The 20,772-nt window shown below is 71.3% G+C and carries 16 protein-coding genes; 2 read left to right on the top strand and 14 right to left on the bottom strand.

Features of this window, described 5'->3' with window-relative positions:
* Positions 1 to 2: 2 nt before the first annotated feature.
* Genes MZC64_RS07450 through topA form a run of 3 tightly spaced genes read right to left on the bottom strand, consistent with a single transcriptional unit; the run spans position 3 to position 5,356 of the window.
* Entirely contained in the window at positions 3 to 2,003 is a 2,001-nt protein-coding gene (locus tag MZC64_RS07450; protein ID WP_247761148.1) for a dTMP kinase, read from the bottom strand.
* Positions 2,004 to 2,055: 52 nt separating this feature from the next.
* Complete coding sequence (locus MZC64_RS07445; RefSeq protein WP_247761146.1) at positions 2,056 to 2,496, bottom strand: hypothetical protein; 441 nt, start codon at positions 2,494 to 2,496, stop codon at positions 2,056 to 2,058.
* A gap of 55 nt (positions 2,497 to 2,551) precedes the next feature.
* A complete protein-coding gene (gene topA / locus MZC64_RS07440) occupies positions 2,552 to 5,356 on the bottom strand; it encodes a type I DNA topoisomerase (RefSeq protein ID WP_282105049.1) in 2,805 nt (934 codons plus the stop codon).
* 335 nt (positions 5,357 to 5,691) lie between these two features.
* Here topA and MZC64_RS07435 point away from each other — a divergent pair, with 335 nt between their 5' ends.
* The gene (locus MZC64_RS07435; RefSeq protein WP_247761142.1) at positions 5,692 to 6,519 is read left to right on the top strand and encodes a serine protease; all 828 of its coding nucleotides are present in this window, start codon (positions 5,692 to 5,694) and stop codon (positions 6,517 to 6,519) included.
* A gap of 82 nt (positions 6,520 to 6,601) precedes the next feature.
* Here MZC64_RS07435 and MZC64_RS07430 read toward each other — a convergent pair whose 3' ends face one another.
* From MZC64_RS07430 to MZC64_RS07415, 4 genes are all read right to left on the bottom strand, one after another.
* Entirely contained in the window at positions 6,602 to 7,183 is a 582-nt protein-coding gene (locus tag MZC64_RS07430) for a hypothetical protein (RefSeq protein WP_247761141.1), read from the bottom strand.
* Positions 7,184 to 7,257: 74 nt separating this feature from the next.
* Positions 7,258 to 7,737: a hypothetical protein gene (locus MZC64_RS07425; protein WP_247761139.1), complete on the bottom strand. Its 480-nt coding sequence runs from the start codon at positions 7,735 to 7,737 to the stop codon at positions 7,258 to 7,260.
* 27 nt (positions 7,738 to 7,764) lie between these two features.
* Positions 7,765 to 8,472: a hypothetical protein gene (locus tag MZC64_RS07420; RefSeq protein WP_247761138.1), complete on the bottom strand. Its 708-nt coding sequence runs from the start codon at positions 8,470 to 8,472 to the stop codon at positions 7,765 to 7,767.
* Between the two features lie 122 nt (positions 8,473 to 8,594).
* The gene (locus MZC64_RS07415) at positions 8,595 to 10,919 is read right to left on the bottom strand and encodes a sodium-translocating pyrophosphatase (protein ID WP_247761137.1); all 2,325 of its coding nucleotides are present in this window, start codon (positions 10,917 to 10,919) and stop codon (positions 8,595 to 8,597) included.
* Between the two features lie 271 nt (positions 10,920 to 11,190).
* On the opposite strand from MZC64_RS07415, the gene MZC64_RS07410 reads away from it, so the two are divergent.
* The gene (locus MZC64_RS07410; protein ID WP_247761136.1) at positions 11,191 to 13,629 is read left to right on the top strand and encodes a DEAD/DEAH box helicase; all 2,439 of its coding nucleotides are present in this window, start codon (positions 11,191 to 11,193) and stop codon (positions 13,627 to 13,629) included.
* On the opposite strand, the gene MZC64_RS07405 is transcribed toward MZC64_RS07410, so the two are convergent.
* The 7 genes from MZC64_RS07405 to ssd form a co-directional block, all read right to left on the bottom strand.
* Positions 13,607 to 14,233, bottom strand: coding sequence for a bifunctional DNA primase/polymerase (locus MZC64_RS07405; protein ID WP_247761135.1), 627 nt, complete (start codon positions 14,231 to 14,233; stop codon positions 13,607 to 13,609). The two genes, MZC64_RS07410 and MZC64_RS07405, sit on opposite strands and share 23 nt — an antisense overlap.
* A 225-nt stretch (positions 14,234 to 14,458) precedes the next feature.
* The gene (locus MZC64_RS07400) at positions 14,459 to 15,757 is read right to left on the bottom strand and encodes an Rv3654c family TadE-like protein (RefSeq protein WP_247761134.1); all 1,299 of its coding nucleotides are present in this window, start codon (positions 15,755 to 15,757) and stop codon (positions 14,459 to 14,461) included.
* A complete protein-coding gene (locus MZC64_RS07395; protein ID WP_247761133.1) occupies positions 15,757 to 15,957 on the bottom strand; it encodes a DUF4244 domain-containing protein in 201 nt (66 codons plus the stop codon). The genes MZC64_RS07400 and MZC64_RS07395 overlap by 1 nt, the downstream gene beginning before the upstream one ends.
* A 694-nt stretch (positions 15,958 to 16,651) precedes the next feature.
* Positions 16,652 to 17,356 (bottom strand): type II secretion system F family protein, encoded by a 705-nt coding sequence (locus tag MZC64_RS07390; RefSeq protein ID WP_282104975.1) that lies wholly within the window; start codon positions 17,354 to 17,356, stop codon positions 16,652 to 16,654.
* Complete coding sequence (locus MZC64_RS07385; protein ID WP_247761677.1) at positions 17,323 to 18,162, bottom strand: type II secretion system F family protein; 840 nt, start codon at positions 18,160 to 18,162, stop codon at positions 17,323 to 17,325. Before MZC64_RS07385 ends, MZC64_RS07390 begins: the two co-directional genes overlap by 34 nt.
* Positions 18,159 to 19,310, bottom strand: coding sequence for a TadA family conjugal transfer-associated ATPase (locus MZC64_RS07380; RefSeq protein ID WP_247761132.1), 1,152 nt, complete (start codon positions 19,308 to 19,310; stop codon positions 18,159 to 18,161). The genes MZC64_RS07385 and MZC64_RS07380 overlap by 4 nt, the downstream gene beginning before the upstream one ends.
* A 1-nt stretch (position 19,311) precedes the next feature.
* Positions 19,312 to 20,376, bottom strand: coding sequence for a septum site-determining protein Ssd (gene ssd / locus MZC64_RS07375; protein ID WP_247761131.1), 1,065 nt, complete (start codon positions 20,374 to 20,376; stop codon positions 19,312 to 19,314).
* Positions 20,377 to 20,772: the final 396 nt, after the last annotated feature.

Here is a 20,772-nt window from a genome sequence, read left to right as displayed (position 1 = left end):
TTCTATCCTGCCTCGGCGGCTGACAATCCTGGTTCCGGCGTGGCGGTCTGCCGCGCGGCGAGCACCGGGCGGACCGCCTCGCGCACCCGTTCGGCGACCTCCTCGACCCCGCCCCCTGCCTCCACCACCACGTAGCGGTCGGGTTCGGCGGCGGCCATCTCGGTGAGCAGCCGGTGCATCCGCCAGGGCTGTTCGGCCAGGTTGGCCGAGGGGGTGGCCGGGTCCTTGTCCAGCAGCACGGTGACGTCGGCGGCCAGCCTGCCGGTGGAGAACTCGGCGAGGCCCTCCAGTTCGGCCGCGTCCATCCCGGCGCCCGCGCCCAGTTCGGCGAGTCCGCCGTGCACCGAGCGTTCCATGACCACCACCGAACCGGCTTCGAGGGCGGGTTTGACGATCTGTTCGACCAGGTCGGCGCGGACCGCGGCGGACATCAGCACCTGGGCCCGCGGGCTGTGCAGGCCGGCCTCGGCGAGCAGTTTGCGTTCCTCGCAGGCGGGGTCGGCGGCCAGCACCACCGCCTGACCTTCCGCGCGCAGCCAGTCGGCCAGTCGCTGGGACTGGGCGGAGGTGTCCGCGACCGTGTCGCCCTCCACCGCGATCAGCAGGCCGCTGCTGCGGCGCGGGCGGCGCAGCGCGGACATCAGGTCGGACAGGATCGGGCCGCTGCGCCGGTCGTCCATCTGCCGGTAGGCGATCACGCCGAGCACGGCGGCGATGATCCCGGCGCCGAAGAGGATCGGCCGGGTGCCGTCCACGGTCAGCTCGGCGCCGAAGATGTTCCAGGTCCGCGGTGGCAGCAGGCCGACCAGCACCGGCACCAGGGCCATCGAGCCCATCAGCACCAGCCGGACCAGGGACTGCATGAAGGCCACGGTGCGGCCGCGGATCTCGTCCTCGACCCTGGCGCCGATGATGGTCATGCCGGTCAGGAAGGCCACGCCCGCTGAGCCGCCGACGCCGATCACGGCGAGCAGCGCCAGCCACAGGTGCGGGGCCACCGCGACCAGCAGCAGCACCGCGCCGGCGCCGACGATGGCCGCGCCGAAGAGCCGGTTGTGCGGGATGCGCTGGGACAGCTTGGGCGCGATGATCATGCCGCTGCCCAGGCCGAGGAAGATCGAGACGAACAGCAGGCCGTAGCTGGCGTCGCCGCCCTTGAGGCTGACCGCGTACAGCTTGGCGCAGGCGATCACCGCGCCGCCTGCGGTGAACGCGCCGGCGATGCCGATCACCAGGCCGCGGATCAGCGGGGTGGTGCCGACGAACCGCAGCCCGTCCCGGATCAGCGCGAACAGGCTGGCGCCGCGCACCTGTTCGGCCTTGGCCCCGGCCCGGCCGGAGATCTCCGGGATGCGGGTGGCCACGGTGATCGAGCTGGTCAGGTAGATCAGCCCGTTGAGCACCAGCGCGAAGTAGACGATCTGGGTCGGGGTCAGCGGCAGGAACAGGGTCGGGCCGAGCACGGTGAGCGCGGTGAACAGCCCGGAGGCGGTCACCACGGACACCCCGTAGGTCATCACCATGGACAGCTGGTTGGCCGTTTCGACCTGGGCCGGTCTGCGCAGCAGGTTGGGGATGGAGGCGTCCTTGGCCGGCACCCAGAACAGGGTGCACAGCTCCAGCAGGAAGGTGGCCACGAACAGCCACCACAGCGAGCCGACCAGGGGGATGCTCAGCAGCACCAGGCAGCGCAGCACATCGCAGACGACCATCAGTCTGCGCCGGTCGAACTTGTCGGCCAGTGCCCCGGCCAGCGGGGCCAGCAGCAGCGCGGGCAGCAACTTGATCGCGACCACGCCGCCGAAGGCGAAGCTCTGCGCCTGGTAGCCGGTGGTGAGGTTGGTGGCCAGCGCGGTGGTGGCCAGCAGGGCGAGCCAGTCGCCGACGCTGCACAGCGAGTTGACCGCCCAGAGCCTGCGGAACGGGCCGATGGCCAGCACGCTGCGCACCCGGTGCACGGTCGAGGCCGACGACTCGGCGGGTTCCTGCCGGATCCTGCTCACCTCGCTCGCGCTGACGTGCACGTCCCCGAACGGGCCCCAGGGTAGCCGGGCGCTAGCCGAGCAGGCCGGAGAACCAGCTGATGAAGCTGGAGAGGAAGGCGAGCACGAGCACCACGGTGAGGATGATCAGCGCCAGGAAGCCGAGGGTGGCCCCGCTGATCCCACCGGCGGGCAGGGCGCGGCGCAGTTCGGGCAGGCGGGGTCGTGGGATGCGGGCCTTGGGCACGAACCGGCGCCGGGGCAGGGGTTCGACCTGCTGGTGGAACGGGGTGGCCTGGGCGTAGCCGGGCAGCGGCTGGTCGGCTTCGGCGCTGAGCGCGGCCTCGATGGCGGCGCGCAGCTGGGCCGGGTCGCCGGTGGCGGCCGGGGTGTCGATCCGGCGCTGGGATTCCTCGCCCGCCGGGTTGCGGGGTGGGAGCAGCGCGTCGGGCATCGGGGCCGGGGGTGACGGCGACTGGGTGCCGTCCCCGCCGGAGAGCGCGTCCTTGGCCACGGAAGCCACCTCCCGGAACCAGGTTAACGCCGGTTCCGGGAGGTAGCCGGGTGAATCAGGACTTGCTGGCCGCCTTGGACTTGCTCGCGGCCGGCTTGGCCGCGGTCTTGGCGGCCGCCGTCTTGGTGGTGGTGCTCTTCGCGGCCGTGGTCTTCGTGCCTGCGGCCTTGGTGGTCTTGGCCGCGGTGGTCTTCTTGGCCGCGGCCTTCTTCGGCGCGGCCTTCTTCTTCGGCGCCGGGCCCTTGGCGCGCTTCTCGGCCAGCAGTTCGGCCGCGCGCTCGTCGGTGAGCGTCTCCACGCTGTCGCTCTTGCGCAGCGAGGCGTTGTACTCCCCGTCAGTGACGTACGGGCCGAACCGGCCGTCCTTGACCACCATCGGCTTGCCGGAGACCGGGTCGTTGCCCAGTTCCTTCAGCGGCGGGGCCGAGGCGGCGGCCTGGCGGCCACGCTTCTTCGGCTCGGCGTAGATCGCCAGCGCCTCCTCCAGGGTCACCGTGAACAGCTGTTCCTCGGTGACCAGGGAGCGGGAGTCGGTGCCCTTCTTCAGGTACGGCCCGTAGCGCCCGTTCTGCGCGGTGATCTCCTCGTTGGAGGCCGGGTCCACGCCGACCACCCTGGGCAGGGACAGCAGCCGCAGCGCGTCCTCCAGGGTGATCGAGGCCAGCTCCATGTCCTTGAACAGCGAGCCGGTGCGCGGCTTGTTCTTGCTGCCCTCGGGCAGGACCTCGGTGACGTAGGCGCCGTAGCGGCCGTCCTTGGCCACGATGTCGTGCCCGGAGACCGGGTCGGTGCCGAGGGTGCGGCCCTCCATCGGGGTGGAGAACAGGGTCTCGGCGATCTCGGCGGACAGCTCGTCCGGCGGCAGTTCGTCGGGCAGGTTGGCCCGCTGCGACTCACCGGTGGCGTTGCCGTCCTCGTCGAGTTCCGGCCGCTCCAGGTAGGGGCCGTAGCGGCCGACCCGGACCACCACGGTGCGCCCGGCCTCGTCGGAGAACAGCGGGATGGAGTTCACCTCGCGGGCGTCGATGTGCTCGACGCTGGAGCCGACCAGCTTCTTCAGCCCGCCTGCCCGGCCGATCGAGCCCTCGGGGCCGATCTCGCCGCCGAAGTAGAACCCGGCCAGCCAGGCGGTGCGCTCCTGGCGGCCGCCGGCGATGCCGTCGAGTTCGTCTTCCAGCGCGGCGGTGAAGTCGTAGTCGACGAGCCGGCCGAAGTGCTGTTCCAGCAGGCCGACCACTGCGAAGGCGACCCAGGAGGGCACCAGCGCGGAGCCCTTCTTCCACACGTAGCCGCGGTTCTGGATGGTGCTGATGGTCGGCGAGTAGGTGGACGGGCGGCCGATGCCCAGCTCCTCCATCGCCTTGATCAGGCTGGCCTCGCTGTAGCGCGGCGGCGGGCTGGTGGTGTGGCCGTCCGGGGACAGCTCGTTGGCCAGGATCGCCTGTCCCTTGGCCAGGTTGGGCAGCCTGCGCTCGGCGTCGTCGCTCTCGCCACCGGCCTCGGAGTCCACCGCTTCCACGTAGGCCTTGAGGAACCCGGCGAAGGTGATGGTGCGGCCGGAGGCGGCGAAGACGCACTCCTCGCCGCTGGTGGCGGTGCCGGTGATGCGCACGCTCAGGGTGGTGCCGCGGGCGTCGGCCATCTGGGAGGCGATGGTGCGCTGCCAGATCAGCTCGTAGAGGCGGAACTCGTCGGATTCGAGTTCGTTGGCCACCTCGCCGGGGGTGCGGAAGGACTCACCGGCGGGCCGGATCGCCTCGTGCGCCTCCTGGGCGTTCTTGACCTTGCGGGTGTACTGGCGCGGGGTCTTGCTGACGTATTCCGCGCCGTAGAGGTGGGTGGCCTGCCTGCGTGCCGCGGTGAGCGCGGTCTCCGACAGCGTGGTCGAGTCGGTACGCATGTAGGTGATGTAGCCGTTCTCGTACAACCGCTGCGCCACGCGCATGGTGCGCTCGGCGGAGAAGCGCAGCTTGCGGCCGGCCTCCTGCTGCAGGGTCGAGGTCATGAACGGCGCGTAGGGCTTGCGGGTGTAGGGCTTCTCCTCCACCGAGGTGACCGCGTAGGGCGCGCCTGCCAGTGCCGCGGCCAGTGCGCGGGCCTCGGTCTCGACCAGCACCCGCACGTCGGAGGACTGCTTGAGCCTGCCGTCCGGGCCGAAGTCGCGGCCGGTGGCCAGGCGGGCGCCGTCCACGGTGTGCAGCCGGGCGGCGAAGGTGCGCGGGTCGGCCTGGGCGCCCGCGTCGAGCACCGCGGCGATGTCCCAGTACCCGGCGGAGCGGAAGCGCATCCGCTCGCGTTCGCGTTCGACCACGATCCGGGTGGCCACCGACTGGACCCGGCCGGCCGAGAGCTTCGGCATGACCTTCTTCCACAGCACGGGGCTGACCTCGTAGCCGTAGAGCCGGTCCAGGATGCGGCGGGTCTCCTGCGCGTCGACCAGGTCCTGGTCCAGGTCGCGCGGGCTGGCCGCGGCGGCCCGGATGGCGGACTCGGTGATCTCGTGGAAGACCATCCGGCGCACCGGGACCTTGGGCTTGAGCGTCTCCAGCAGGTGCCAGGCGATGGCCTCGCCCTCGCGGTCACCGTCTGTAGCCAGGTAGAGCTCGTCTACGCCCTTGAGCGCCTGCTTCAGTTCGTTGACGGTGGTCTTCTTGTCCACCGAGACGACGTAGAGCGGTTCGAAGTCGTTGTCCACGTCCACGCCCAGCCGGGCCCAGGACTCGCTCTTGTACTTCTCCGGCACGTCCGCGGCGTTCTTGGGCAGGTCGCGGATGTGTCCCTTGGAGGACTCCACGACGAAGTTGCGCCCGAGGTACGAGGCGATCTTACGGGCTTTCGCGGGCGACTCGACGATCACCAGTCGTCGGTTAGCTGAGCCACCGCCCGCCCCGTTTTCGCTGCTCTTCGTCCGTGCCACGCGCGCCTGCTTCCTTGTCTGACCGATCTGCCCGTCCACCCGGCCGGGCCCCCCAGCTTGCCGTGATGACCCCCGTGCAATGACCCATCATGACAGCCGCTGTGCGCGGTCACCCACGCCGATGTGGTCACAGGCCCCCTGGGGCACCTCTTTCAACAGCCGGTAAGACCGTTGACTTCCAGTGTTTCGCCGCCGACTTCCGGGGGTGGCGGCCATTCGGCCGACAGGATGTGCTGAAGCACCCCAGTCCTCTTCGCCCTGCTCGAAGGAGATCCCGGATGACCAGGCGTTTTGTCGGTTTTATGGCGGCTGCTGCGGCCGCGATGACGATCACGGGCACGCTCGCGGCTGCCCCGGCGACGGCCGCGCCGAACGCGGTGGACTACACCGCGATCGTCGCGCTGAACAATTGTTCCGGCTCGGTGGTCCGGCCCTCCGGCGCGGCGAGCACGGACAAGGCGCTGGTGCTCACCAACGGTCACTGCGTGAAGTTCATGGCCGCGGGCGAGGTGATCGTGAACCAGGCCAGCTCGCGCACCTTCACCCTGCTGAACCCCTCGGCGCAGAACCTGGGCACGCTGACCGCGACCAAGCTGGCCTACGCGACCATGACCGACACCGACCTGGCGCTGTATCAGCTGCGGGAGAGCTACGCCGACATCGAGAGCCGGTACCGGACCAAGGCGCTGCCCCTCAACGCCGCGCACCCGAAGCAGGGCGCGGACATCCGGGTGGTCTCGGGCTACTGGAAGCGGATCTACTCCTGCAAGGTCGACGCCTTCGTGCACCAGCTCAAGGAGGCGAACTGGACCTGGAAGGACTCGCTTCGCTACACCTCCAGCTGCAACACCATCGGCGGCACCTCGGGCTCGCCGATCATCGACGCCGCCGACGGCACCGTGGTCGGGGTGAACAACACCGGCAATGAGGACGGTGGCCGGTGCACCCAGAACAACCCATGCGAGGTGGACCAGGCCGGGAACGTGACGGTGCGCCGCGGCATCAACTACGGGCAGCAGACCTTCCAGGTCAACGCCTGCATGAGCACCGGCAACAACGTGGATCCGAACAAGGCGGGCTGCACGCTGCCCAAGCCGCGGGTCTGAGCACGAAACTGTGCCCGAAGGGGCCGTTCCGCACGGTGGGAGTGCCCGGAACGGCCCCTTCGGCTTCGCGCTGACCGGCAATTCAGGCGGCCGGCCAGAAGCTCTGCGCGGCCGCCACCGGGGTGGGGCCGACGAGTTCGGCGAGGCGGGCCAGCCGCCGTCGCCCGGTGAAACGCAGTGCGGGCCCGCCTGCCTTGGGTCCGAGCAGGTGCCCGGCCAGGCCCAGCCGGAGCAGCGCGGCGGCCAGCAGCGGGTGGGTCTCCGGCGCGAGCGGGTCGAGGCCGAGCAGATAACCGCTGGTCTCCAGCGCGCCCGCGGTCAGCGCCCAGATCCGCAGGGCCGGTCCGTCCAGTTCCAGGTCGTCCGGGACGGCCTTCTCGGTGCCGCGCAGCCAGGCGGTGGCCAGTGGCGCGAGATCGCAGCGGAAGGCGGTGCGCAGCAGCCTGCGCCCGTCCTCGGTGGGGCTGACCTCGGCCTGCACCCCGCGTTCGGCACAGGCCAGCGCGACCGCGTGCGCCCGCCACGGCTCGGCCAGTTCGACCGAGACCTTGGCCGCGGTGCCCCGGCCGAAGCCGACCGCCTGACCAGGGCCGCACAACAGCCCGGCCAGGTCGGCAACCCTCGGTTGCCTGGCCTCCGCGGAGTAGAAGGACAGTTGTCCCACGGGTGCAGCGTAGAACACATGTTCGACTCAGGCGACGGCCAAATCCACCCGATGGAATGAATTTCTGGGGTGTGTCAGCCCGATTTCCGCCCGACGGTCAACGCTCTGGCCCGCTCGCCTTCGCTGTCCGGGTGCAGCCGATCCGCCAGGCAGGTCCGGTGTGCGAGGACCGTGTGGCTGCCCGGACCGTCGTGGCTGCGCACGTCCAGGACCAGGCCGTCACCACCGGCGCTGAGCACGGTGTCCTGCCCGCAGAAGTCGCACGGCCTGCGGAAGGTCTCCAGGTCGGCGGGCCGGAGGCTGAGCCGGACCCACGCGGGTTCGGTCCAGCGCCGGACGCTGTCGACGACCGCGTCGATCTCGGCGCCGACCGGCGGGAACAGCGCATCGCCCTGGGCTGCCTTGCCGAACTGCTCGATCATGTCCACCGACGCGCCGACCTGCTCGTGGCCGACGATCTCCGCGCCCACTCCCCAGGCGAAGTGGGCCCGCACGATGGCCCGGACTCGCTGACCTGGCAGGAAGGCCAGGCTCTCCGTCTCGAAACGATCCATGATCGCGCGATCGTCCCAGTGACCGGGTCAGCCGCCGAAGGCGCCCTCGGTGTCCTTGACCATCCGCTGGCACTCGGGGGCCTTGCGGTATGCCTCCTCCATGCCGGGCGCGGTGCGGACCTCCTCGAACTTGGCCAGCAGCCGGGCCGGGTCGAGTTCCTCGGCGGCGAAGGGCTGCAGCTTCTCCTCGAACCGGGGGTCCTTGACGTCCAGTCCGGCCACCTCGGGCTGCTTGCGCTTGATCGTCTCGACCGCGGCGCCGAGGTAGCCGATCAGCTCGTTGTGGGTGTCCTGGCGCAGTGCGGCCGGGCGGCCCAGGCCGGTCAGCTCGGTCCTGGCGGTGCCGAGGGCGCCTTCGGTGGCGCCGAGGTAGGCGACGGTGGCGGCCTTGCGGTCCTCCGGCTTGTGGTCGGGGGAGTTGGCCTTGAGCGCGGTGAGCATGGCCCGCATGGAGCCGCCGAGGCCCTTGCAGACCGCGTCGTTCCAGCGCACCGGGTCGGCGTTGGTCCCGCCGGGGGCCGGCTGGCCGCCACTGGGCGCGGGCGGCTGCCCGCCGGGACCGCGGTCCACGCTGCCGCTGGCGCTGGTTTCCGGGGCTGAGGTGGCGCTGGAGCCACTGGACGGCGTGTCGGCACCCTGGGGGGCAGGCGTGTCGCCGCCGGAGCCACAGGCGGCCAGGACCAGGGTGAGACCGGCGGCCGCGGCCAGGACGCCGGCGGGGGTACGGCGGGCCATGAAGCTCTCCTCTTCGCTGGGGGCGCTCGCCGACGCTAGGCGACGCCCCGTGAGAACGAGGTGCAGCCCGCCCCCGGAGCCGGGGACGGGCCGCATCTGTCTAGCTATCTAGCTGGCTGCCATCAGGCAGCGCCGTTGGCGACCTTCTCGCCCTCGGACGGGCTGTCCTCGGCGATGGCGGTGCCGCGCCGCTTGGACACGATCACCGCGGCGACGATGACCAGCACCGCGAAGATCGCGATGCCCGCCCGGATCGCCGGGGAGGCGTCCGCGCCGACGGACAGGGTGACGATCGCGGGCGCGATGAGCACCGCGACCAGGTTCATCACCTTGATCAACGGGTTGATCGCCGGGCCCGCGGTGTCCTTGAACGGGTCGCCGACGGTGTCGCCGATGATCGTCGCCGCGTGCGCGTCGGAGCCCTTGCCACCGTGGTGGCCGTCCTCGACCAGCTTCTTCGCGTTGTCCCAGGCGCCACCAGAGTTGGCCAGGAACACCGCCATCAGCGTGCCGGAGGCGATGGCGCCCGCCAGGTAGCCGGCCAGCGGACCGACGCCGAGGCCGAAGCCGACCGCGATCGGGGCCAGCACCGCGAGCAGGCCGGGGGTGGCCAGCTCACGCAGCGAGTCCTTGGTGCAGATGTCCACGACCCGGCCGTATTCCGGCTTGGTGGTGCCGTCCATGATCCCGGGGTTCTCCCGGAACTGGCGGCGCACCTCGAACACGATCGCGCCCGCGGCCCTGGTGACCGCGTTGACGGCCAGGCCGGAGAACATGAACACCACGGCCGCGCCGATGATCAGGCCGACCAGGATGCCGGGGCCGTAGACGGCGAAGTCGGCATCGGCGAAGGCCTGGCCCGCGCCGAGCAGCGACTGTTTGATCGCGTCGGTGTAGGAGCCGAACAACGCGGTCGCGGCCAGTACCGCGGTCGCGATCGCGATGCCCTTGGTGATCGCCTTGGTGGTGTTGCCCACCGCGTCCAGCTCGGTGAGGATCTGCGCGCCCTCGCCGTGCACGTCCCCGGACATCTCGGCGATGCCCTGGGCGTTGTCCGAGACCGGGCCGAAGGTGTCCATCGCGACGATGACGCCGACGGTGGTCAGCAGACCGCAACCGGCCAGCGCGATCGCGAACAGCGCGACCGTGATGGAGCCGGAGAGCAGGAACGCGCCGTAGACCGCGCCGCCGATGACGATGGCGGTGTAGACCGCGGACTCGAAACCGACCGAGATACCGGCCAGCACGACGGTGGCCGCGCCGGTGAGCGAGGTCTTGCCGACGTCCTTGACCGGGCGGTAGTCGGTGCCGGTGAAGTAGCCGGTCAGCCACAGGATGATGCCCGCCAGCACGATACCGATGATCACCGCGATGGCCGCGACCATGGCCGGGTTGCCCTCGGTGGCCGCGATCTCCGGGCTGACGCTGGTCAGGCCGGTGAAGGTGTTGGGCAGGAAGGCGAAGGCCGCGATCGTGCACAGCACCGCGGAGATGATCGCGGAGATGTAGAAGGAGCGGTTGATCGCGGTCAGGCCGCTCTCCCCGGCCCTTGCCTTGGTGATGTAGACGCCGAGCACCGCGGTGAGCACACCGATGGCAGGCACGATCAGCGGGAACATCAGGCCCTGCGTGCCGAAGGCCGCGGTGCCCAGGATCAGCGCGGCGACCAGGGTCACCGCGTAGGACTCGAACAGGTCGGCGGCCATACCGGCGCAGTCACCGACGTTGTCGCCCACGTTGTCCGCGATGGTCGCGGCGTTGCGCGGGTCGTCCTCGGGGATGTTCTGCTCCACCTTGCCGACCAGGTCGGCGCCGACGTCAGCGGCCTTGGTGAAGATGCCGCCGCCGACTCGCATGAACATCGCGAGCAGCGCGGCGCCGAACCCGAAGCCCTCCAACACCTTCGGGGCCTGCCCCGCGTAGACCAGCACGACCAGCGCGGCGCCGAACAGGCCGAGGCCGACGGTCATCATGCCGACCACGCCACCGGTGCGGAAGGCGATCCGGGTGGCCTTCTCGCGGCCACCGGTCTCGTTGGCCGCCGCCGCGACCCGCACGTTCGCGCGGGTCGAGAGCCACATGCCGAGATAACCGATCGCCGCGGAGAACACCGCGCCGACGATGAAGAACAGGGAACGGCCGAGCCGTTCCATCCAGTCAGCCGCGGGCAGTGCGAACAGCAGCAGGAACACCACGACGACGAAAATGCCGAGTGTCCGGAACTGCCGGTTCAGGTAGGCCGATGCTCCTTCCTGCACCGCGGTGGCGATCTCCTGCATCTTCGCGGTGCCCTGGCCTGCGGCCAGCACCTCGCGGAGCAGGATGTACCCAATGACCAGGGCGGCGAGGGCGACTACCGCGACGACCGCGACAATTCCGCGGTCACCCCCGGTGAGCACCAGTTCCTCGGCCGCCCAGTTGCCCTGGGCGAGGCTTTGGGGGGACATCCGTCCTCCTGCTTCTCCGTGGTCCGTGCGCCAGGAGCCGGGCTCTTGCGTCCGCTCTGACGCGTGGTGAGTCACGCGCGCCACCATCGAGGCAGCGCGACGGAGGCGGAGTCTATTGGCAAGGTCACAGGGCCTTGCGGGGCGTCCCTTGTCAAATACCTAGAGTGACTTCGGGACAGGTGCGCTAGACCGTTCAAGTGGTCTGAGCTGTGGATCTTGGTCCGTTCGGGCATTGGCGCGAACCGACGGTGTGCTGTGTCAGGCTGCCGTGGTGGGCGCACGAGCGGAGCGGGCGGAGCGGGCGGAGCGGCGGCCCGGCCGGGGCGGCGGACTGCTGGACCGGGTGGTCGCCGGCATCCCGTTGGAGTCCTCGCCGTTGACCCATGTGGCCGAACTGCCCGAACGCGTTGCCGCGCATACGGACTGGCCCGCCTGGGCGGCCCCGCCCTTGATCGAGAAGTTGACCGACTCCGGGGTGCCGCGGCCGTGGGCGCACCAGGCGGCGGCGGCCGAGCTGGCGTGGTCGGGCGGGCACGTGGTGATCGCCACCGGCACCGCCTCCGGCAAGTCCCTCGCCTACCAGTTGCCGGTGCTGTCCCGACTGCTCGCCGACCCCAAGGCGACCGCGTTGTACCTGTCCCCGACCAAGGCGCTGGGCGCGGATCAGTTACGTGCGGTGAAGGAACTGGACCTGCCAGGGGTGCGCCCGGCGGCCTTCGACGGCGACACCCCGCTGGTCGAGCGGGACTGGGTCCGCGCGCACGCCAGGTGGATCTTCACCAACCCGGACATGATCCATCGCGGCATCCTGCCGGGGCACCAGCGCTGGGGCGCGTTCTTCCGCAGGCTGAGTTATGTGGTGATCGACGAGTGCCACAGCTATCGCGGCCTGTTCGGCTCGCACGTGGCCCTGTTACTGCGCAGATTGCGCCGGATCGCGGCCCGCTACGGCGCGAACCCGACCTTCGTGCTGGCCTCGGCCACGGTCGCCGACCCGGCCGCCTCGGCCACCCGGCTCACCGGCCTGCCCTGCACCGGCGTCACCGAGGACGCCTCCCCCGCGGGCCCGCGCACCATCGCGCTGTGGGAGCCGCCGCTGCTGGATGCCCTGGCCGGGGAGAACGGCGCCCCGGTCCGCCGCTCGGCAGGCGCCGAAGCGGCCCGCATCATGGCTGACCTGGTGCTGGCCGGCGCCCGCACGCTGGCCTTCGTCCGCTCCCGCCGCGGCGCCGAGCTGACCGCGATGGCCGCCCGCCGCCACCTGGCCGATGTGGACCTGGACTCCGCCGCCCGGGTCGCCGCCTACCGCGGCGGCTACCTCCCCGAGGAACGCCGGGCCCTGGAAACCGCGCTGAGCACCGGCGACCTGCTCGCGGTGGCCACCACCAACGCCCTGGAACTCGGCGTGGACATCGCCGGCCTGGACGCGGTCCTGATCGCGGGCTATCCCGGCACCCTGGCTTCCTTCTGGCAACAGGCCGGCCGAGCGGGCCGTGACGGTCAGGGCGCGCTGGTCGTCTTCGTCGCCAACGACGACCCCCTGGACACCTACCTGGTGCACCACCCCGAGGCCATGCTGTCCCGCCCGGTCGAGGCCACCGTGCTGGACCCGGCCAACCCGTATGTGCTGGCCCCGCAACTGGCCTGCGCCGCGGCCGAACAACCGCTCACCGAGGACTGCCTGCCCGCCTTCGGCGGCGAGGCGGCCCGCCAGGTGATCGACCAGCTCGTCGCCGAGGGACACCTACGCCGCCGCCCGGCCGGGTGGTACTGGTCGGATGTGCGCCCACCGCACAGCGGAGTGGACATCCGCGGCAGCGGCGGCGACAAGATCTCGGTAGTGGAGGCCGACTCCGGCCGCCTGCTCGGCACCGTCGACCCGGACTCGGCCTGCGCGGTGGTCCACCCCGGCGCGCTGTACCTGCACCAGGGCCAGTCCTACGTGGTGGACGAGCTGGACCTGGACAACCACCTGGCGCTGGTGCACGCGGAGACACCGGACTGGTCCACGATGGCCAGCACCACAGTCGAGATCAGCGTGCTCAGCACGTTGGCCGAACGCCGTTTCCCAGCAGTGGCAAGCTCGCCCGGCGCGGCGGGCGCGGCGGGCGTGACCGTCTGTCTCGGCGAGGTGGAGGTCACCGCCCAGGTCGTCGGCTACCTGCGCCGCCGCCCCTCCGGCGAGGTGATCGACCGGGTGCCCCTGGACCTGCCCGCGCAGTCCCTGCCCACCAGGGCGGTCTGGTACACGATCTCCGCCGAGCTGCTACGGAGCAGCGCACCGGGGGGCGCCGGTCTCGATCCGGCGCGCATCCCCGGTGCGCTGCATGCAGCCGAGCACGCTGCGATCGGCCTGCTACCGCTGTTCGCGACCTGTGACCGTTGGGACATCGGCGGTGTGTCCACCGCTCAGCACGCTGACACCGGGGAGGCGACGGTGTTCGTGCACGATGGGCATCCCGGCGGAGCCGGTTTCGCCGATCGCGGCTATGCCGCGGTGGTCCCTTGGTTGGCCGCTACGCGGGAGGCGATCGCCGCCTGCGAGTGCCCGGCTGGTTGCCCATCCTGTGTCCAGTCGCCGAAGTGCGGCAACGGTAACGAACCGCTGGACAAGGCGGGCGCGGTGGCCGTGCTGGACGCCGTACTGGGAGTGCTGCCCCACGACGTCCCCGCTCCGGCCACCCCAATCAGTGGGATCGTTCCGAGCTGACCAGCTCGACGACCCCGGCAAGCATGTCGTCCCGAAGGGCTTCGGTGATGGCGTCCTGCACCACGTGCGACTCGGGCAGGTTCCAGTTGCAGATCTGCGGCTTGACCCGCCAGTGCACCACGCCGTGCTGGAACGGCGAAGGCGGCAGCGGGATCCAGCTGCCCTTGCCGAGCAGCGCGATGTCGGACCGCTCGGCCAGGGCGTCCCGCAGCGGCTCGCCCGCGGTGGTCAGGAACAGCCACTTGCCGGTCGGCGTCGCCGCGATCGGCACCGGTCCGCCGGCGACCCGCAGCGCCGTGGCAACCCGGCGGCCCAGTTCGGCGTCAACCTCGATGGCGTCCAGCACAACGCCGGTGGCCAGCAGCAGCGAGTAGGGACGCCCGGTCCACCAGGAGGCCACCTGCTCGGCCTGGGTGCCGATCCGCTCCTGCCAGTCACGATGCACCGGCACCGGGCCTTCGGCCTGCACACCGTCCCGGCCCGCCCACTGCGAGCCCGCCGGATAGGTGCCGGGCAGCACCGGCCAGCCGCGGAACGCGAGACCGATGGCCTCCGCCCGCAACTCGATCCGGAATGCCCCGCGCCAACTATCCGACCAGTCCATGTCGCCTCCTACCGCAACCAAATCCTTCTCCTACAAGAAACGGCACCGCCCCCAACGGAGGTAACCGGTAAGTCGACCACCGGTCGGAACGGCACGGCGAGTAACGCAGGCCACAAGCAGGGCGGAACACAGGTTTCACCGTTGACCGCAACCCACAAACCCGTGTAATGACGCCATTTGCCCGCTCACCGCCGCTCGATGACCGCTCATCGCACCCGGCGCCGTTCACAGTTCTGCCGGACCGGCCCGCGCCCGCGCGCTCGTCGCGCCGAACACCGCCAACACCCCCGGCAGCCCCACCCGCACCCGCACCGTCACCACCCATCCCTCCACCAGACACTCCGCCAACCGCCCACCCATCTCCCCCGCCACCCGCCCCGCCGCCGCACACCCCTGCCCCGCCGCCACCAGCCGCCCAGCGGCAGCCAGCGCCGCCAGATCAGCGGCCGCCGCCGCCCGCCGTCCAGCGGCCACCACCGCGCCGAGATGGGCGACGATCACCGTCGCGGCGAGCAGTCCCACGATCATCAGCGTCGCGAGCCCGGTCGCGAATCCACGGTCGTCGCCGAGGGTGGGTCTTGGGCGCGGGTCGCTGGTCGCCGCCGGCCGGCTGGCGTTTGGTTTGGACTCGGCAGTGGAGTTGGGCTCGGCGGTGGAGTTGGGCGTGGTGGTGGAGTTGAGCGCCCAGGTGGTGGCGGGTTCGGAAGCCGTGTTGGGCGGAGTTCTCCGCGTGCTTCTCAGCGTGCGGGTGAGCAGGCATGCCCGCGTGTGTGCGCGGGCGCACCCGCACGAGCGGACAGGCACGCGCCCTCGCGCGGGCACGCGTGCGAGCGCGAGGGCGCGCACAGGCGAATGGGCAGGTGTCGGCACCAGCGTCGGCTCGCGCGCCAGTGTGGGTTCGAGCGCCCGTGCAGGTTCGCACGCCGGGGCCGGGGCGACCGGGCGCTCCGCGTTCACATCACTGGCGCTGCCTCGTACCCGGCTACTGGCGCGACGAGTCCGGAGGCGGGCTTGCCTGCGCGGGCCAACCTGCCAACGAGCGCGACCCTGTGCGCTGAGACGCCCAGTTCCGTGCGCGCCAACGGGTTCGGTCTGATGCGACCGCGACGCCACCGCCGGAGCGTCCCGCCCCAGCTCACCGACAGCGGCGGGTAATCGCCCCTGCGGAACCTCGCCCACGATCGGTTCCGCCGACTGCTCCAGCAACGCGAAAGCACTCTCCCGCAACGGAAAAGCTCCACCGAGCGGCCGCGCAACAACCTCGACCCGAACCGCATCCGCCTCAACCTGGCTGGACAGCTGCACCGGCCCAGGCACCATCTCCCGCACCACCACCGCGGCGCGATCCTGTTCACCACGCGCGATCAGCCGAGCCGCCTCCCGCGCCGCGTCCACACACCGCAGTTGAGTCACCGCCAACCGGAATCCGGCAAAGGCAAGCGCGAGCACCACGGCGATGGACGCGATGCCGATCGCCGCCTCAACGGTGACCGACCCACGATCACCGGCGAGCGGTCTTCGCATCACCTCTTCACCTCCAACGAATCCTGAAACATGTCAGTGATCCATTCGGAGAGCCACCCACCCGTGACAAAGGTGAGCAACGCCCCGCCGACCGCGGCGCAGACCATGATCACGATCGCGTACTCGACCGTGATGGTCCCGTCGTCGGAGTGCCGGAACCGCGCGAACGCATTGGGTGGCAGCAAGAACTCGGATCGCATGACTCTCCTTCGGGCGGATTTTGTCCACTGTGGACAGATTGTTGCCACGGGTGCGGCAGGTCCCACTTTCCTCGCCCTCGAACACTTCGCCAGCCAGCTCAGCGGATCTGTGGATAGCTGGGGTCTATGTGGATAACTCGCGATCACTGGGCCACTGACCGGCGGAAATGTCTGCGCTGCCTGGAAGAATGGAATTCGGGGGGACCCCCAGTCGCGCGCGCGGTGTGGGCGGGGGCGGGTACCGGTGGGCAGGGGTGGGCACCGGCGGGGGAAGTTTGGAGCGAGCCGGTGCGGGCGAGGTGGGGCGGGCAAGGTGGGGCGGCGGGCGGGTAGGCGCTGAGCGGGGTATGGGGCCGGATGGAAGTGGATGTGGGCTGGTCACCAGGTGATGGTGGTGTCGGCAGCATGGGTGGCCGCGGCTCGCGCGATGGGTGCGGGTGGAGCTGTTGGGTGAGTGGATCTTCTGGGCGCGTCTGTGTTTGGGCGCGTTGAGTACGCGCCGCATTGGGTGGGCGTCGCGTTAGGTGATCGGCGAATCGAGGGGCCTGCGAGCGGGAATGGGTTGTGGGGGAAACAAGTTCCGGGCAATGGGCAGTGGATCTGGCGGGCGGATCGATCCGGCGGGTTGAGCAGGTGGCGCGTTTGGGTGGGCGGTGGGCTTGTGCCGACACCGAGGCTGGGTGGGGGCTGGGTTTCAGTGGGGGAACAGGGTTTTGGCCAGGCCGATGATGGTGGGGACCACGCCGAGGCAGATGAAGGCTGGGAGGAAGCACAGGCCCAGTGGGGCGGTGATGAGGACTGTGGCGCGTTGGGCTCGGGCTTCGGCTTGCTGTTCGGTTTCGGTGCGGAGTTGGGTGGCCAGGTCGGTTGCGGTGTCGGCCAGGGCGGCGCCGGAGCGGGCGGTGTGGCGGGCGGCGCGGGCCAGGCGGGTCAGGGCTGGGAGTTGGGTGGCCGGGGTCCAGGCTTCGGTGGGGGTGGCGCCCAGGGTGAGGAGGGCGGCTACGTCGTGCAGGGCGGTGGCTGGTGGGCCGGTTAGTTCGGCTGCGGACAGGCGTAGGGCTTGGGGAATGGGGAGTCCGGCGCGTAGGCAGGCGGCCAGGAGGTCGCAGGCGGTGGCCAGGGCCAGTGGGTCGGAGGGTGGGGATTGGGGCGCGCGGGATCGCAGAGTGTGGCTTAGCGCAGTGGCTGCTGCGGCCAGGGGCAGGCTGATGGCGGGGTGCAGGCCGTTGAGGAGGGTGACGGCGGCGATGGAGATTCCCAGCAGGGTTGGCAGGACTGGGATTGTGCGACTGGGGTGTGGGATGGGTGGGAGGTTCAGGCGGGTGCGGTGGTTGGGGCGGGTGGGGTAGGTCAGCAGGGCCAGGGCTAGGAGGAGGGCGGCTGTGGCTTGGGTGGGCATGGTGGGGTCCGGGGTGGGAGTGAGGGGATCTGTCGGTTTGTTTGGGTTTTGGGGTTTGTGGTGTTGGCGGTTAGGTGGGCGCTCCATTCGAGGCCGAGGCAGATGAGCAGGGCGCCCAGGGGGAGCAGGAACTGGCCTGCTGGGGTTGCGGTGAGGATGCGCAGGGGGTGGGCGTTCATGGCTTCGCCCAACAGGATTGGCAGCACGGGCAAGGCGGCCAGGATGGTGGCGGTCGCCCGGGCGCCGGCCAGGCGGGCCTCGACCTGAGTGGCGAAGCGGGTTCGTTCGGCCAGGTCTCGGCGTTCGGCGTCCAGCAGGTCGGCGAGGGGGATGCCGTGGTTGTGGGCGGTGTGCCAGGCGCGGAGCAGGCGGTTGCCGGTGTTGTCGGGGTGGCTGCCGAGGCGGATGGCGGTGGCCAGGGCGGTCACGGTGGGGGCGATGGCGGGGTCGGCCTCTTTGGCCACGGCTTCGGCGGCCAGGGCCGGGTGGGTTCCGGTGCGGAGCTGGGTGACCAGCAGGTTGAGGGCGTCGGCACGGGCGATGTCGGTGTGCCGGGCCGTGCGGATGGCGTTGGCACGGGTGCGCTGGCGGTGCAGGGTCCAGGTCAGGGCGGTTGCGGCGAGCAGGCCGCCGATGCCGGCGAGCAGGGTGGCGCCGATGGGTGGGATCAGCAGCAGGACGCGGGTGGGGTGGGTTCGGCGCTGGCGAGGCGGGGGTGGGCGGAGTTGGGACAGGCGGTGCTGGCCGGTCTTGGGTGGCCAGAGCACCAGGGCCAGGGCTAGTGCGAAGGCGGCGGCTGCGGTCATGTGGGTGCGGGTTCCCGGGTGCGGAGCAGGGTGGTGAGGCGGCTTTTGGCGGTGGTCCAGCCGTGGTTTTGTTGCCAGACGGGCACTACGCGGATGTAGTCGTCGGTGCGGTCCAGGACGCCGATGGCGGCGAGGGCGCGGCTGCCGTGGTCGTCCCGGCGCAGGTGCAGGACGACCTGGAGTGCCGCGCTGAGCTGGCTGTGCAGCGCCGGGCGGGACATGCCGCCGAGGGCCGCCAGGGCTTCCAGGCGGGCTGGGACCTCGGTCGGAGAATTGGCGTGCAGGGTGCCCGCGCAGCCTTCGTGGCCGGTGTTCATGGCCGCGAGCAGGTCGGCGATCTCAGCACCTCGGGCCTCACCCAGGACCAGGCGGTCCGGGCGCATGCGCAGGGCCTGGCGGACCAGGTCGCGCAGGGTGATCTCGCCCGCGCCCTCGATGTTCGGTGGGCGGGCGACCAGGCGGACCACGTGCGGATGGGCGGGGTGGAGTTCTTCGGCTTCCTCGACGGTGACAATTCGTTCCGCGGGGTCCACGCAGCCGAGCAGGGCGTTGAGCAGGGTGCTCTTGCCGGAGCCGGTGCCGCCGACGACCAGGAAGCTCAGCCGGGCTTTCACCATGCGGCGCAACAGGTTCTCGGTGGACTCGGCGAAGGTGCCGAGGTAGCGCAGGGTGGCGAGGTCGTGGGCGGCGGGCTTCAGGGCGCGCAGTGAGATGCACGTTCCGCCCGCCGCGATCGGGGCCAGCACGGCGTGCAGGCGGACGCCGCCGGGGAGCCAGCCGTCGACGAATGGCTGGGCGTCGTCGAGCCGTCGGCCCGCGGCCAGGGCCAGGCGCTGGGCCAGGCGGCGCACGGCCTCCTCGTCGGGGAGGGTGACCGCGGTGCGGGTCAGGCCGTGGCCGCGGTCGACCCACACCCGGCCGGGGCCGGTCACCAGGACATCGGTGACGCCATCCATGCGCAGCAACGGTTCCAGCGGACCGGCGCCGATGAGTTCGCGATCGAGCAGGCGCAGGGTGTCCAGCAGGTCCGCGTCGGTGAGCAGGGCGCCAGTCTCGGCGCGGATGGCCTCGGCCAGGTTGGCCGGGGTGGGCCTGCTGCCGAGCTGGGCGAGTCTGTTGCGCACACGGTCGATCAGTCCCTTGTCCACGTCAGTCGCGGCCGTCGTCGGCCCGGTCGAGCACCCGGCGGGCGGCGCGGGCCAGCGGGCCGCGTGGCCGGTTGGGCAGGCCGCCGGTGTCCAGCGCGGCTTCCAGGCCGCTGAAGGGGCGCATGGTGACCAGGGCCGGGAGCCGGACGGCGGCTTCGACATCGCGGACGGACAACCCCGTGGGCGCGGGCCCGCGGACGACCATGGCCAGCGGCGTGCCGCGTTCCTTGGTGCGCTCGGCGATGCGGGCCGCCGCGGTGCAGGCGCGGACCTCGGCCGGGACGACCAGCACGGCCAGGTCGGCGGCGTCCAGCACGGTGCGGCATGGCTGGTTGAAATGGCGGGGCAGGTCGCAGACGACCGTGCCGCCGCCGCGACGCCCGGCGTCGAGAACCTGGTCCACCGCCTGGGGTTCGAGTTCGGTGGTGTCGTCGTCGCAGGAGAGCACGGTGAGCTGGTTGCGGCCGAAGCTGGGCAGTGCGTTGCGCAGAGTGGCGCTGCCGAGGTTGCCGCGGTTCACCGTGATGCCGGACCAGCGGACGCCTTCGCGTTTCTCACCGCCGAGGACGAGTTCGAGCCCGCCGCCCAGTGGGTCGCAGTCGAGCAGCATGGCCGGGGAACCGCGGTCGGCGGCGGTGAGGGCCAGGGCGGTGGCGAACACCGACGCGCCCGCGCCGCCGCGGCCGCCGAGCACCGCGATGACCCGGCCGTCTGGTTCGTCCTCGACCTCCTCGGCCTTGGCCAGCGCGGCGGAGAGCCAGGGCTCGGCCTCGGCCAGGCAGCTCACCTGTTCGGCGCCGACGGCCAGGGCGCGGGCCCAGATCTCCGGCGGCGGGTCGGTGCGGCAGAGGACGTAGATGCCGTTGCGGCGGGGCATACCCGCGTTCGCGCACTGGGCGAGGCCGTCGTCGTCGAGCACGACCAGCGGGGCACGTGCCCAGCGCTGACGGGCGGCGGTGAGGTCGGGGACGCACTCGACGTCGCGGCCCGTGGCTGCGGCCACGCGGAGGACCTCGTCGAGCAGGGTGTCCTCGTTGACCATGACTAGCGGGCGGGTCTCGGGCATGCGTCCCCCTGGGGTGGTGCGGTGGTTGCGGGTGTGTGTCCACCGTGGCGGGGTTGGGGGTGTGCGGCCAGGGAGTGGATTGGTTCTGTGGATAGGTGGGGGTGATGTGGATAAGTCGGGATCTTGGAGGGGGTTTGGGGGTGGGATGTCGGGTGGGTGGGGCAGGCTGGAAATGGGGGATCCCCTCGCGCGCGGGCGGACAGAAGGGAATTGCGGGGCGGAGGAGGTTCGGAGGCGTGGCGGAGGTTGGCTGGGGTGGGGTGTCGGCTGGGAGCGGTGACGGCGTGGGACGCGGCGGGGTGAGGCCGCGCGGAGCCGGGAGCCGGGAGCCGGGAGCCGGGAGCCGGGAGCCGGGAGCCGGGAGCCGGGAGCCGGGAGCCGGGAGCCGGGAGCCGG

The sequence above is a fragment of the Crossiella sp. S99.2 genome, from assembly GCF_023094165.1.
Taxonomy (GTDB): domain Bacteria; phylum Actinomycetota; class Actinomycetes; order Mycobacteriales; family Pseudonocardiaceae; genus Crossiella.
This window is presented reverse-complemented; position numbering and strand designations above follow the sequence as displayed.